The sequence below is a fragment of the Pseudomonas sp. 05N433 genome (genome assembly GCF_056396925.1).
The window spans coordinates 1-13165 of the sequence record NZ_JBFTML010000024.1 but is presented as its reverse complement, the minus strand read 5'-3'; the positions used below and the strand labels follow the sequence as shown (position 1 = coordinate 13165).

General features: G+C 60.3%; 11 protein-coding genes. All 11 read right to left on the bottom strand.

All coding sequences use genetic code 11. The features are described from left to right. Window positions 1-4 precede the first annotated feature (4 nt). Entirely contained in the window at window positions 5-1168 is a 1164-nt protein-coding gene (gene pseC / locus AC1DIS_RS14555; protein ID WP_064619517.1) for a UDP-4-amino-4,6-dideoxy-N-acetyl-beta-L-altrosamine transaminase, read from the bottom strand. Continuing rightward, a complete protein-coding gene (gene pseB, locus AC1DIS_RS14550; RefSeq protein WP_019579558.1) occupies window positions 1165-2166 on the bottom strand; it encodes a UDP-N-acetylglucosamine 4,6-dehydratase (inverting) in 1002 nt (333 codons plus the stop codon). Before pseB ends, pseC begins: the two co-directional genes overlap by 4 nt. A 30-nt stretch (window positions 2167-2196) precedes the next feature. Next, window positions 2197-5133, bottom strand: coding sequence for a glycosyltransferase family 2 protein (locus AC1DIS_RS14545; RefSeq protein WP_064619520.1), 2937 nt, complete (start codon window positions 5131-5133; stop codon window positions 2197-2199). 51 nt (window positions 5134-5184) lie between these two features. After that, window positions 5185-5922, bottom strand: coding sequence for a cephalosporin hydroxylase family protein (locus tag AC1DIS_RS14540; protein ID WP_064619523.1), 738 nt, complete (start codon window positions 5920-5922; stop codon window positions 5185-5187). Between the two features lie 16 nt (window positions 5923-5938). Beyond that, window positions 5939-7009 (bottom strand): class I SAM-dependent methyltransferase, encoded by a 1071-nt coding sequence (locus AC1DIS_RS14535; RefSeq protein WP_477744233.1) that lies wholly within the window; start codon window positions 7007-7009, stop codon window positions 5939-5941. Then, window positions 6999-7856 carry an NAD-dependent epimerase/dehydratase family protein gene (locus AC1DIS_RS14530; protein ID WP_477744232.1) on the bottom strand — a complete coding sequence of 286 codons (858 nt, stop codon included), beginning with the start codon at window positions 7854-7856 and terminating at the stop codon, window positions 6999-7001. Before AC1DIS_RS14530 ends, AC1DIS_RS14535 begins: the two co-directional genes overlap by 11 nt. After that, window positions 7853-9079, bottom strand: coding sequence for a methyltransferase domain-containing protein (locus tag AC1DIS_RS14525; protein WP_477744231.1), 1227 nt, complete (start codon window positions 9077-9079; stop codon window positions 7853-7855). The genes AC1DIS_RS14530 and AC1DIS_RS14525 overlap by 4 nt, the downstream gene beginning before the upstream one ends. Further along, window positions 9076-9636: a dTDP-4-dehydrorhamnose 3,5-epimerase family protein gene (locus tag AC1DIS_RS14520; RefSeq protein WP_064619535.1), complete on the bottom strand. Its 561-nt coding sequence runs from the start codon at window positions 9634-9636 to the stop codon at window positions 9076-9078. Before AC1DIS_RS14520 ends, AC1DIS_RS14525 begins: the two co-directional genes overlap by 4 nt. After that, entirely contained in the window at window positions 9633-10715 is a 1083-nt protein-coding gene (gene rfbG / locus AC1DIS_RS14515) for a CDP-glucose 4,6-dehydratase (protein ID WP_026286325.1), read from the bottom strand. Before rfbG ends, AC1DIS_RS14520 begins: the two co-directional genes overlap by 4 nt. Next, window positions 10697-11470 carry a glucose-1-phosphate cytidylyltransferase gene (gene rfbF / locus AC1DIS_RS14510; RefSeq protein ID WP_019579550.1) on the bottom strand — a complete coding sequence of 258 codons (774 nt, stop codon included), beginning with the start codon at window positions 11468-11470 and terminating at the stop codon, window positions 10697-10699. Before rfbF ends, rfbG begins: the two co-directional genes overlap by 19 nt. A gap of 312 nt (window positions 11471-11782) precedes the next feature. Further along, the coding region (locus tag AC1DIS_RS14505) for a calcium-binding protein (protein WP_477780939.1) at window positions 11783-13165 on the bottom strand (1383 nt) is incomplete at its 5' end.

Below are 13165 nucleotides of genomic sequence, written 5' to 3'. Positions count from 1 at the left end.
GTCACTACTCCTCAAGGATCAGCCGTCGCAATTGCTCGACCACATAGTCCTGTTGTTCATCGCTCAGCAGAGGAAACAGCGGCAGGCTGATGGCCTCGGCGTAATAACGTTCGGCCTGGGGGAAATCACCCTCGGCAAAACCCAGGTCGCGATAGTACGGCTGCAAGTGCACGGGAATATAGTGCAGATTCACCCCGACACCGGCCGCTCGCAAGCCTTCGAACACCTGTCGATGACTGAGGCTGATCCGCTCCGTCTGCAAGCGCACCACGTACAGATGCCACGCCGATTCGGCTTCAGGCTGCGTGCTGGGCAAGGTCAGCGGCAAGTACGCCAGCAACCGGTCGTAACGCGCCGCCAGTTCGCGTCGACGCTCGATAAAGCCATCGAGCTTGTTCAGCTGTGACAGACCGAGTGCCGCTTGCAGATCGGTGATCCGGTAATTGAAGCCCAGCTCCACTTGCTGGTAGTACCAGGGGCCGTGGCTGGGTTCGGTCATCTGCTCGGGGTCACGGGTCATGCCGTGGCTGCGCAGACGTTGCAAGCGTTCGGCCAGTTCCGGGCGATTGGTCAGCACCATGCCGCCTTCGGCACTGGTGATGATCTTCACCGGGTGGAAACTGAACACGGTCATTGCCGCGAATTCACCGCAACCCACCGGGCGCCCGGCATAGGACGCGCCGACCGCGTGGGAGGCATCCTCGATCACCGTGAAACCGTAACGCTCGGCCAGTTCGGCGATCATGCGCATATCGCAGCTCTGCCCGGAGAACGCTACCGCCACCAGCACTTTCGGCAGCTTGCCGTCGCGCTCGGCGATTTCCAACTTCGACGCCAAGGCGTAGGCATCGAGGTTCCAGGTCAGCGGGTCAATGTCGACAAAATCGACGTCGGCGCCGCAGTAGCGACCGCAGTTGGCCGAGGCCAGAAAGGTATTCGGCGTGGTCCATAACCGATCGCCCGGCCCCAGGCCCGCGGCGAGACAGGCAATGTGCAACGCCGCCGTGGCATTGCACACCGCCACCGCGAAATCGGCCTGGCACCGCTCGGCCATCGCCTGTTCGAAACGCTCGATGGTCGGCCCTTGGGTCAGCCAGTCAGACTGCAACACGGCGACCACCGCATCGATGTCGGCCTGATCGAGGCTTTGCCGACCGTAGGGAATCATGCCGACAGTTCCGCGTGCAGGTCGGCGATCTGGCCGACCGACAGGAAGTGCGGGTTGGTATCGGAACGGTACTCGAAATCTTCGCCCACCGGCCGGCCCTGCTCGCCCAGTTTGTCCACGGCAAAATCCACGTCGACGCTGGTGAAACGGATCGACGGCTGAATGGTGTAGTGATCGTCGAACTCCAGGGTCATGCGCGCGTCGTCCAACGGCACCATCAGCTCATGGAGTTTTTCCCCCGGACGAATGCCGACGTGTTTGTGCGGCAAATGTTCAGCCATGCCCTGCGCCAGGTCGACGATGCGAATCGACGGGATCTTCGGCACAAATACTTCACCACCGTGCATGCGGGCGAAGCTGTCGAGCACAAACTTCACGCCGTGATCGAGGGTGATCCAGAACCGCGTCATGCGCTCATCGGTGATCGGCAGCTCTTTGGCGCCCTCGGCAATCAGCTTGCTGAAGAACGGCACCACCGAACCCCGCGAGCCGGCGACGTTGCCATAGCGCACCACGGCAAACCGGGTTTGTTGCTCGCCGGCAATGTTGTTGGCAGCCACGAACAATTTATCCGACAGCAGCTTGGTCGCGCCGTACAAGTTGATCGGGCTGGCAGCCTTGTCGGTGGACAGCGCGACAACTTTTTTCACGCCGTTGTCGATGGCCGCGGCAATGATGTTTTCCGCGCCGTTGACGTTGGTGCGGATGCATTCGGTGGGGTTGTATTCCGCCGCTGGCACTTGCTTCAGCGCCGCGGCGTGCACCACATAATCGATACCGCGCATGGCCTGACGCAAACGGTCGGCGTCGCGCACATCACCGATGAAGTAACGCATGCACGGCGCGTTGAACGTCTGCTGCATCTCGTACTGCTTAAGCTCATCGCGGGAAAACACCACCACACGCTTGGGCTGGTATTGCTCCAGCAAGCGGCGGATGAAGTTGCGTCCGAACGAACCGGTGCCGCCAGAGATGAAAATCGATTTACCGTTGAACATGCCTTGAGTCCTTTTACCTGTCAGCCAGGCTTATGCGAGCAACTGCGCCCAGTTCACACTGGTCGGTTCGCCGAGAGTAAAGCCCTTGCCGGTCAAGGCCAGGTTCTGGTTGTAGGCTGGATCCTGTTCGAAACGCGATTGCCACTTGTCGCGCAGGGCGGCTACCGCCTGCGGGTGATCCGGCAATGAGCCGGGGTGGGCGATTTGCACTTGCGGCGTCCATACGGTCAGCAACCCGGCATCGGCGACTTTCAGGCACAAGTCGACATCGGCATACGCTTGCTCGAAATGCTCTTCATCCAGCCCGCCCAGTGCATCGAACACCTCTTTGCGCACCATCAGGCAAGCGTCGGAAACTGCCGAATAATTCTGCTCGACCAACAGTCGATGCATAGGACCCGGTGCGTCTTTTTTCTCGCCGACGAACGCAGAGGCCACGCCGTCCCCCAGCCCCAGAATCAAACCGGCGCCGGTCACGCTGCCCTCGCGATCAACCAGCTTGGCCCCCACCACCCCCACTTCCGGCCGCTGAGCCTGGTTGAGCAAAGCTTCGATCCAATTGGCATTGACCACCTCGGCGTCTGCCGCGAGCAGTATCAAGTACTCACCCTGTGCCTGCGCGGCGGCCTGGTTGAGCAGTGCCGACGGGCTCACGCGCTGCTCGTTCTTGATCAGGCGAATCCGCCCGCGACCGTTTTGCTCCAGACTGTCGAGCCACGTCAGCAGATCGGCTGACTGGCTGTGGTTGTCGGCGATGATAATTTCGTTGTTCTGATAGCGCGTACGCTGCAATACGCTCACCAGGCAGCGCTGCAATGGCTCCTGATCGCCTTCGCTGCGGACGATGATCGACACCTTCGGACGCTGGGCATGCCGGTAGTCGATCCGCAAGCCACCAAATGCCTCGGCACTGACCTGCGCCTGATAACCACGGGTTGCCAGGTGGCGTACCAGGGTCTGACGTTGGTGCTCATTCGGCGCCAACTCCACCGCCGGGGTGATCAGCAATGGCTCGGCCAAATGCGCCAGCCCTGCCAACCCGCCAGCTTCGATCAGGCGCAGCAGCAGGTCGAATTCCAGTGCATCGCTGAACTCGCGGGCATAACCACCGACATCCACCAGCACTTCGCGTCGGATCAGCCAATGCCGGGCGGTCAACGTCGGCAGACTTTGCAGCAGGTCGAGGTTGAAGGCCGGGCGGAAAACCTCGGTCAATGTGCCGTTACTACGGCGATGAATCTCATCCATCGCCACCGCACGGCAACCTTCCGCGTCCTGCAACTCAAGGCTGGCGCGCAGGAAGCCGGCAGCGGTGAACTCATCGCCGGCCTCGGCCAACAGCAGCCAGTCCGAGGTTGAGCGCTGGGCAATCTGGTTCAGTTTATCGACGTAGTTGCTTGCGCTGACCTTTACAAAATGCACGGTATTTTGTTCGGTGGTGACGTCAGGCAAATCACCGGTGGTGAAGACCACCACCTTGAAGGCGCGGAAAGCGCTTTCCATCAGACTGTCAAAGGTGACCTGCAACTTGTCCATGTCGGCTTCAAGATCCAGCAACAGAATGCCAAACTGAGGCCCGCCCTCATTGGCCGCCAGGTGTTGATTGATTTTCCGTACCGCGGTGTCGTTCGGCTGGCGTGCCTGCAACCAGTTCAACAGCCGGCCGGAGGGCATGCTGCCCAGCAACTCACGGCTGTCGTAGGTCGGTAGGCTGCCGAGGCGGGCAATCCAGTCCGTCAATATTTTCGCATCGGCGCTCTCGCCCATGTCCAGCAGTTGCTGCACCAGTTTTTGCACGACCTGACGGTTGAAGGCGCCCAACTGCACGGCATGCAGCAAACGAGTCTGGATGGTCTCGGGCGTGTCGTTGGAATAAGTGCGCTGCAACGTATGCTGCTGAAGTAATGCACCCTCCATTTCTTCCAGCTGCAAGCGGCCGGCCGGCATCGCATGGAGCAGGAATTCGCACTCGGTCAGTTGATCAAAAAACGCCTGGTTGTAAAACGGCATCTCGACATATTGCTGGGTGCCGAATGCGCGTTTCGGGCCAATGGTGGGATCTTTCCAGTAGGACTCGAAGATCGGCTCGATAGTCAATGCATTGCGCGTGGCCAGGCTGTCGGCCAGCGCCTGGAAACTTTGCAGGGCGAACTCTGCGGTCTGCTTCTGGTTCAGGTCACTGATGTCGGTCGGCAGCGTGGCGAGGAAACCGGCAAAGCGCTCACGCTCGGCGACCGAACGGGCGTCTTTGAAACTCAGGACGTGAATGATTTCGGTATTGTGATCCGAACGGCCGTAGTTGACCTCCCGCACCACATAAGGCATTGGCAGAATCCGCGCCTTGGCCCGCGCGAGCATGTAATACACATGGCCGATTTCCTGCCACTCGAAAATCGTGCCCTCCGGCATGGCCGCATACCAGTCCTGCAACAGCGAGGTGCGGTGCACCGCATAGAACGGCGGAATGTACTGGCCCATGTAGTCGAGCACGCGATCCTGCGCGCGCTCGGCGTTGTAATCCTCTTTTACCTTCTTGTCGCGACGGTAGTACTGCACATAGTTGGAGTGCGTCAGGTACATCAGGCAGTAGCCGTGGCACATGCCGTAATCAGGGTTGGCCTCGAGGAAGTTCACCGATTCGGTCAGTGCATCGTGCAGCAGGAAGTCATCGTCGGAAGCCAACACCATGTACGGCGTGGTGACCTGGCTGACGCCATACCCGAGCTTTTGCTGAAACCCCGTGTAGGTGAACTGCGGCAAATGACGATAGTCGACCGACGGAAAGTCGGTTGCGATGCGCTCATCGCCCTGCACGGACGAATCCAGCACCAGCACCTTGGCGGAGTAACGGCTGTAGTACTGCAAGGCGCGTCGCAGGAACGCCCTGCGGTTGTGGGTGATAACCACCACCGTGAACAGCTCGTTCAGCGGTGTCACGTTGGTTTGAGTGCTGCTTTGAACCTGCATTTTCCTATCCCCACAACCGGCCGATCGCCAAGTACCTGAAGCTGTTTTTGATTAACGAACGCGACGCAGATAGCCGTCCGGCGCCACGGTGATCAGCAGTTTGTTTTGCATCTGCTGGTCGATCTCGAAGTCCTTGTTCTCTTCCAGGTACTTCCACACCGCAGTTTTCGGGTTATCGCCCGGGCCCCATGGACGATCCGGGAAGAAATCGGCTGGCATGTCTTCGACCACGGTGTCCATGACCACGCAGTAGCTGTCCACCGACACCAGTGGTGCGTACAGGCGCAGTTCTTCCAGCACGTGATCGTGGGTGTGGTTGGAATCGAGCACCAGAATGACTTTCTTGCCTTCAGCGGCAGCACGCACTTGGGCGGCGATGGCCGGGTCGATGCTCGAACCTTCGATCATCGAGATGCGCTTGCTCATCGGGTGACTCTCGATGGCTTCACGGTTGTGTGCACGGATATCGAGGTCGATGCCCAGCACTTCGCCGTGGCCTTGCAGCTCCAGCAAGGAGGCGTAGTAAATGATCGAGCCGCCGTGGGCGATGCCGCATTCGATCACCAGGTCCGGTTTGACCTGCCAGATGATTTCCTGCATCGCCATCATGTCTTGTGGCAGCTGGATGATCGGACGGCCCATCCACGAGAAGTGGTAGCTGTACTTGTGCTTGGCCGATTCGTTGAAGAAATCCCGGGCCAGGCCGGTGAGTTTCTGGTCGTCACCCTGCTGGGCGATCTGTTCCCGGCATTCGGCTTCGAAGGCTTTATTGATGGTGTTGTCGGTCATTTTAGAATCTCAATAGTCACTGGAACGAAGCGCTGTCGACGGCGTGATAGACGTAGCGTCCACCGGTCATCCGCTTGATTTCTTCGAGGTAGTTGGAGTTCATCACAAACAGGTTGGCGCCTTCGGGCAAGGCATCCATGGCCTCTTGGGGCGAAGACACCCGCACGCCGCTCAGGGGCAGATAACGGCCCTGTTTGGCCGGGTTGATATCCACCACGCGATCCACCGCCACACCTGCGCGTTGCAGGAACAGCGAATAAATCACGCCTTTGGACGAGGCACCCCAGATCGCCGAACCTTGCTCGGGCGCCGCTTGAATGATCTGCACCGCGCGCTCGAGGCTGCTGGTGAAACCGTCCGGCAATGCCAGGCGCGGCACCGGTTGGTCCGGTGTCAGGCGCAGCGTGGCCAGGTCGGCGACGATGTACAGGTATTGGCCACCGAACAGGTGACCGGCCTCGTGCACGGTGCCGAACATCCGGCGCAGGTCATCGAGGCGGAAATAATTGACGTGTTCGTAGAACAGGTCGAACCAGGCGCGGTGCTCAAGAATCCAGTCGAAGCACGGCACTTCGATGTAGATCTGCCCGCCCTGATTGGCCTCGGCCATCTCGGCGAGAAAACTCACCGGGTCCTGGATATGCTCCAGCACATGCCGCAGCACGATAGCGCCCGCCGACAATCCCAGGCCGCGGGTGAACGGCGCCTTGATCACGTCGGCGTTGTCGCCTTCGTAGGCCGGGTCGATACCGGTGATGGCGTAGCCCAGGCCTTTGAGCAGCTCAAGAAAGTAGCCTTTGCCGCAGCCGACTTCGATCAGTTCCTGCCCCTTGAAGTGGTGGGCAATGATCCCTTCGACATCGCTCAGGTGCTTCTGGAACTGGCCGGAATGCGCCTGCTCGTTCTGATAGTCGGCGTCGTAGCTGAGCTTGTCGGCGTCGAAAGCCTGATTGAAGATCAGCCCGCTCGTCTCGTCCTGCACCAACAGCATGTCGGCGCTGGCCGAAGCCCTGGCCGACTCCGGGTCGGCAAAGGTACGGTTCTGCAACACCGGCAGGTCGGCGACCCGATACAACTCATGCCTCATGCTCTGCTCCCAGTAGCTGTTGCAAGCGGTCCGCCACGCCCCAGAACGCCATCGGTTCATGGGTCGGGTATGGGTAATGGCCCAGGTTCAAACGGATCGTCGCGCCACGCTCACGCAGCCGCTGTTCGACCAGCGCCCTGACCGATACCGGCTGGCCACTGGAACAATTGATCACGCCATCGAATTCGCGCTGTTGCAGGATCGTGGCGAGGTAATCGGCGGCCGTGTCGATCGCCAGGTAATCGCGCAACTGCTCGCCGGCCGACATGTTGAAGCTGTCGTCCCCGGCGTCGATTGCCCGGTCCAGCGCCGCCAGCAAACTGTTGGGGTTCTGCCCTTCCCCGTGCAGGTAGAACAGCCGCGCCCATTGCAGGGTGAAGGGCTGTTGGCGCTGCAGGTTTTCGAGGAATAGACGCAAAGTGTTCTTGGCCAGCCCGTAAGGGTTGCTTGGCCGCGCCTCGGTCTGCTCGCTGAGCGGCCCGCTCTGCAGGCCGTATTCGAAACAGGTGCCGGTGACCAACACCTGCAATACGCCCGCCTCGACCGCGCCCTTGATGAAGCGGTAATCGGCCATCAGGTTGTGTTCGAAGTGAAACAGCGCCTGATAATTCGGCAACCCCGGCCAGGCGAGATGCGCCAAGGCATCGACGCCATCGGTCAGCGCGGCGAAGTCCAGGTCGGCGGCATGAACGTCCGCGGCCACGAATTCCACGGCGTTGATCCACGGTAATTGCGCGGCGGTCTCGGCGTTACGCGCCACGGCCCGCACCTCGCAGCCACGGGCGAGCAAAGCCGCGACCAGATGTCGGCCGACGAACCCGGTAGCACCGGTCACCAGCACCTTCACAGTACGGTCAACTCAGGCACGGCGATCACGAAACGGCCGTCCCACTGACGCACCTGCGCCAGCTGCTGACTGACTTCGTGCAGCAAATTCCATGGCAATACCAGAACGTAATCCGGCTTTTCCAGATCGATCTGCGCCGGCGAAACGATCGGAATGCGACTGCCCGGCAAGTACTTGCCCTGCTTGTGCGGATTGGCATCGGCCACCCAGGCCAACAGGTCCGGTTTGACCCCGGCGTAGTTGAGCAAGGTGTTGCCCTTGGCCGCCGCGCCATAACCGACCACGCGCTTGCCGTCGGCCTTGGCCTGCAACAGGAAACGCAGCAATCCGTGCTTGATGCGTTCTGCTGCGGGCGCCAGGGTCGCGTAGTACTCGGGGGTTTTCACTCCCGCTGCCAGTTCGGCCTGCAACTGCTGTTGAACGGCTGGCTGCACCTCACGGCGAACACCGTCGGCACGCTGGACGAACACCCGCAACGAACCGCCATGGGTCGACAACTGGCTGACATCGAACACTTCCAGGCCATTGCGCTCGCACAAGGTCTGCACGGCAGTCAGGGACAGGTAGGAATAGTGCTCGTGATACAGCGTGTCGAACTGCTGCCCGGCCATCAGCGTCAGCAGTTGCGGAAACTCGAACGTCGCCACACCGGTCGGCTTGAGCAAGGTGGAGAAACCACCGAGGAAATCATTAATGTCCGGCACATGCGCCAACACGTTGTTGGCGGCCATCAGGTCGGCGGCCCAGCCTTCGTTTTTCAGTTGCGCGGCGGTGTCGCGACCGAAGAACAGTTCGCGAATCTCCAGGCCTTTTTCCCGCGCCGCTTGCGCAGTGCTACGGGTCGGTTCAACGCCCAGACAAGGGATGCCACGCCCGGCCACGTACTGCAACAGGTAACCGTCGTTGGCGGCGATTTCCACCACGCGGCTGTCAGCGGTCAGGCCGAAGCGTTCGACCATCTCGGCGACATAGCGCTCGGCATGGGCCAGCCAGGTGCTGGAGAACGAACTGAAATACGCATACTCGGCATCGAACAGGCTATCGGCGCTGGTGTAATCCTCGGTCTGCACCAGCCAGCACTGCTGACACACCGCGACCTTCAATGGCACCCATTGCTCGGCTTGTTCCAGGCGATCCGCGTGCACATAGGCGTTGGATGGCGGCGAGGTGCCGAGATCGATCAGCGGCAAGGCCAGATGAGTACCGCAACCACGGCAGTTCATAGACGCACTCCAGCGAAGTGTTCATCGAGCAAGGGATGGCTGGAATCCCTGGCTGACAGATTATTGACAGGCAACGGCCAGGCGATCGCCAGCCGTGGATCGTTCACCGACAACCCGCCCTCGTGCGCAGGTGCGTAATCAGCGCTGTGCAAGTAGAGCAATTCGGCGTCATCGGTCAGCGTCTGGAAGCCGTGGGCGAACCCCTCCGGGATCAGCAAGCTGCGACCGTCACCGGCCTTCAGGTGCTCGGCGTGCCAGTGCAGAAAGGTTTCGGAGTCAGGGCGCAAGTCCACCGCCACATCCCAGACTTCGCCGCGCAGGCAGGTAATCAACTTGGCTTCCGGCGCATTGGAGTTTTGATAATGCAGACCACGCACACTGCCCCGCTCACGAGTGCAGGAGTGGTTGATCTGGCGGATATGAAACGGCTGGCCGAAAGCGCTCAGGCTGCCTTCGCAAAACAACCGGGCGAAGTGCCCGCGATCATCTTCGAAGCGTTTGTGCTGCACGCTGAACAGACCGGCCAGCGGTAAGGCTTTCAACAAGAACTCGCTCACAACGCGCCTCGGTACAGGTTCAACTGGTTCAGGGTGACTTCACGCATGTCATCACCGTTCTGCCACGCCAGGTGCCAATCGAGGGTCTGGGTCAGGCACTGCTGCAACGACCAGCGCGGTTGCCAGGCCAACCGTTGACGGGCGCGACTGCTGTCCAGGCGCAGCAGGCCGGCTTCGTGCAAATCACTCGGCTCGATACGCAATCCGCGCGCTTGCGGCCAGCGGCTGGCGAGCAACTCCACCACTTCGCCGACGCTGCACATGTCCGCTTCGCTTGGGCCGAAGTTCCATGCGCCGGCAAACTGCGGGCCTTGCTCATAGAGGCCTGCGGCGAGTTGCAGGTAACCCGCCAAAGGTTCAAGAGCGTGCTGCCAGGGGCGCACGGCCTGCGGGTAGCGCAGGGTCACTGGTTGGTCGGCCGACCAGGCCTTGAGCACATCGGGAATCAGGCGTTCAGGCGCAAAGTCACCGCCGCCCAGCACGTTGCCAGCACGGGCGGTGGCCAACGCCAAGCCATGCTCGGCGTACTTGTCAGCCGGGAAAAACGAGGCAGCGTAAGACTGCGCCAACAATTCGCAACAAGCCTTGCTGCTGCTGTAAGGATCGTGACCGCCCAAGGCTTCGTCTTCGCGGTACGGCCACAGCCATTCCTTGTTGGCATAGACCTTGTCGGTGGTCACCAGCACACAGGCACGCACGCCGCCGACCTGGCGGATCGCTTCGAGCAGATTGAGCGTGCCCATGACGTTGCTGGAGTAAGTGCCAAGCGGATCGCGATAGCCTTCGCGCACCAGCGGTTGGGCCGCCAGGTGCAGGACGATTTGCGGCTGGGTTTCGACGATCAGTTCCAGCAAGGCGCCCAGATCACGCAGATCACCACGCTGATCGTTGATGCCCTCGTGTACCCGCGCCAGTTCGAACAGGCTCGGCTCGGTGGACGGATCGAGCGAAAACCCGCTGACCTCGGCCCCGAGGCTTTGCAGCCACAACGTCAACCAGCTGCCCTTGAAACCGGTGTGGCCGGTCAGCAGCACCCGTTTGCCACGCCAGAACTCCGGACTCAGGCCCATTGCTTCCATGGGGCCTCCCCGCTCTGCCACAGCGCTTCGAGGTGGTTCTTGTCGCGCAGGGTGTCCATCGGGTGCCAGAAGCCTTCGTGTTCGAAAGCCTTCAACTGTTCGTCCTGGGCCAGCCGGGTCAACGGCTCGGCTTCCCAAGTGGTCTCGTCACCGCCGATGTACGACAGCACTTTCGGCGACAGCACGAAGAACCCGCCATTGATCCAGCCACCATCGCCACGGGGTTTCTCGGTGAAACCGAGCACCTGATCGCCGTGACGCTCCAGGGCGCCGTAACGGCCCGGCGGTTGTACGGCGGTGACGGTCGCCAGACGACCGTGGGCGCTGTGGTAGTCCACCAGTTGACGGATATTGATATCGGAGACGCCATCGCCATAGGTGAAGCAGAACGCCTCTTCGTCCTTGAGGTAACGACCGGCGCGCAGCAAGCGGCCACCGGTCATGGTTTCCTCGCCGGTGTCGATGAGGGTGACGCTCCACGGCTCGCTGTAGTTCTGATGCACGTCCATGCGGTTGTTGCGCATGTCGAAGGTGACGTCGGAGGTGTGGAGGAAGTAGTTGGCGAAGAAGTCCTTGATCGCATAGCCCTTGTAGCCAAGGCAGATCACGAAGTCATGAATCCCGTGGGCGGAGTACTGTTTCATGATGTGCCAAAGAATTGGCTTGCCACCGATCTCGATCATCGGCTTGGGCTTGAGGTGCGACTCTTCGCTGATGCGCGTGCCCAGGCCACCCGCCAGAATTACTGCCTTCATCGTCTCCCCTCTTGTTCTTCACAGAGCTCGGCCAAGCTATTTCATGCTTTTGCGGGCTGTCTGGCTAAAACGCTCTGCCGTGTCAGGCGCTGGCGTACCGGCCGCAAGCGCTCGTTTTATGGCGATATGAGGGGGGACTTGCAGGAAACGCGCCAGCTCTTTCAGGTCGGGGGACAGCACTTGAATCAGCGACAGAGGGTAATTAGCAGCTATGCGGACCCAATAAAAAGGGGAACCGGGTCAATCACAACCAGATTCCCCAATTACTTCAAAGAAGACCTTCAACTCCATTACGAGTGAAGATCCAAAACCTCAACCAAACAAATCGAACGCGTCACCATTGGCGGTCTTGAAATGCTCAATGGTAGTGAAGCCTGCGTACCAGTCCTGCAGTTTCACACCATGGTCGGGCACAGCGCCTTGAGTATCAAAGCGATCGTAGAGATAGAGATCATTGTCAACTCGCATGAGCTGCAAGTCGGCTGCGGAGTTGACATTGTTCAATATCAGCGTGTCATTGATGCTTGTTCCGTCATCGCGGATAGTCACCAACTTACTGGTATTAACGGTATAGGTATCATCGCCCTCTCCACCGTTGGCAAAGCCTCCAGACTTCATGTTCCAGGCGAATTCACCCTTCACGTTCAGGGTCAACTTGTCATTGCCGACGCCGCCGAGCAACACGAAGTTGTCACCGGTGCCGCTCAAAATATCGTCGCCGTCAYCGCCATCGGCCGTGCCGCTGACCACCGTGAGGCTATCGTTGCCAGCTTCGCCAAAAGCCATGGTTCCACGATCATCGGCAGCACTGGTGATGACATCGCCACCATTGCCGCCATACAGCATGTCGGCCTGAGGCCCGTTTGCTACACCGCCAAGGGAGAATGGCCCGATCTGGGAGTACAAACCGCCGTAGATGGTATCGCCACCGTCGCCGCCATAAACCAGATCATTGCCCAGACCACCCTCAAGGTAGTTCCCGACCGCATCACCGGTCAGCGTGTCGTCGAAGTGGCTGCCCACTACGCGTTCGATGTTGAGCAAGACGTCGCCTTGCGCATCGCCACCCTGAGTGACCCCGGTCTGTAGGTTGATATTCACGGCAGTTGCGCTGTTGATGTACCAGGCGCTGTCCAGCCCTTCACGCCCATCGATCCGGTCGGCACCGGCGCCACCGATGAAAATGTCGCTGCCAGTGGATCCCGACAGCGTGTCGTCAAAACTGCTGCCCTGGAAAATCTCGATCCCGGTGAAGGTATCGCCAGCGGCATCGCCCGCATTGACATTGGTTTTCAAATCTATTGTCACGGCAGTGGTGGATTGTTCATAGCTGACCAGGTCCTGACCGGCTGCGCCGTCCAACCCCATGGCAGTGGTGCCACCGATGAAGATGTCGTTGAGCGCGGTCCCACGGAGGGTTTCGATATCGACGTAAGTATCGCCAGCCGCGATACCGGAGTGGATGCCTGTCATCAAGTTAAGGGTCACCGCCACGGTGCTGTCGGTGTAGCCGACAGTGTCCATACCGGCGCCGCCGAAGAACTGGTCTGCACCGCCGCCACCAAACAGCACGTCATTACCGGCACCGCCGCTGATGATGTTGTCGCTGGCGTTGCCGTAACCGGTAAAGGCTGCCGCCCCGGTATACGTCAGGCGCTCAACGTTGGCCGCCATGGAGAAAGTGGCGTAGCTGGT

What these genes read in the sequence shown, in the direction of transcription:
- AC1DIS_RS14540 (WP_064619523.1), bottom strand. Translation starts at nt 5,922, where the DNA reads ATGACCGACAACACCATCAATAAAGCCTTCGAAGCCGAATGCCGGGAA.
- AC1DIS_RS14525 (WP_477744231.1), bottom strand. Translation starts at nt 9,079, where the DNA reads ATGAACTGCCGTGGTTGCGGTACTCATCTGGCCTTGCCGCTGATCGAT.
- AC1DIS_RS14545 (WP_064619520.1), bottom strand. Translation starts at nt 5,133, where the DNA reads ATGCAGGTTCAAAGCAGCACTCAAACCAACGTGACACCGCTGAACGAG.
- pseC (WP_064619517.1), bottom strand. Translation starts at nt 1,168, where the DNA reads ATGATTCCCTACGGTCGGCAAAGCCTCGATCAGGCCGACATCGATGCG.
- rfbG (WP_026286325.1), bottom strand. Translation starts at nt 10,715, where the DNA reads ATGGAAGCAATGGGCCTGAGTCCGGAGTTCTGGCGTGGCAAACGGGTG.
- AC1DIS_RS14535 (WP_477744233.1), bottom strand. Translation starts at nt 7,009, where the DNA reads ATGAGGCATGAGTTGTATCGGGTCGCCGACCTGCCGGTGTTGCAGAAC.
- pseB (WP_019579558.1), bottom strand. Translation starts at nt 2,166, where the DNA reads ATGTTCAACGGTAAATCGATTTTCATCTCTGGCGGCACCGGTTCGTTC.
- rfbF (WP_019579550.1), bottom strand. Translation starts at nt 11,470, where the DNA reads ATGAAGGCAGTAATTCTGGCGGGTGGCCTGGGCACGCGCATCAGCGAA.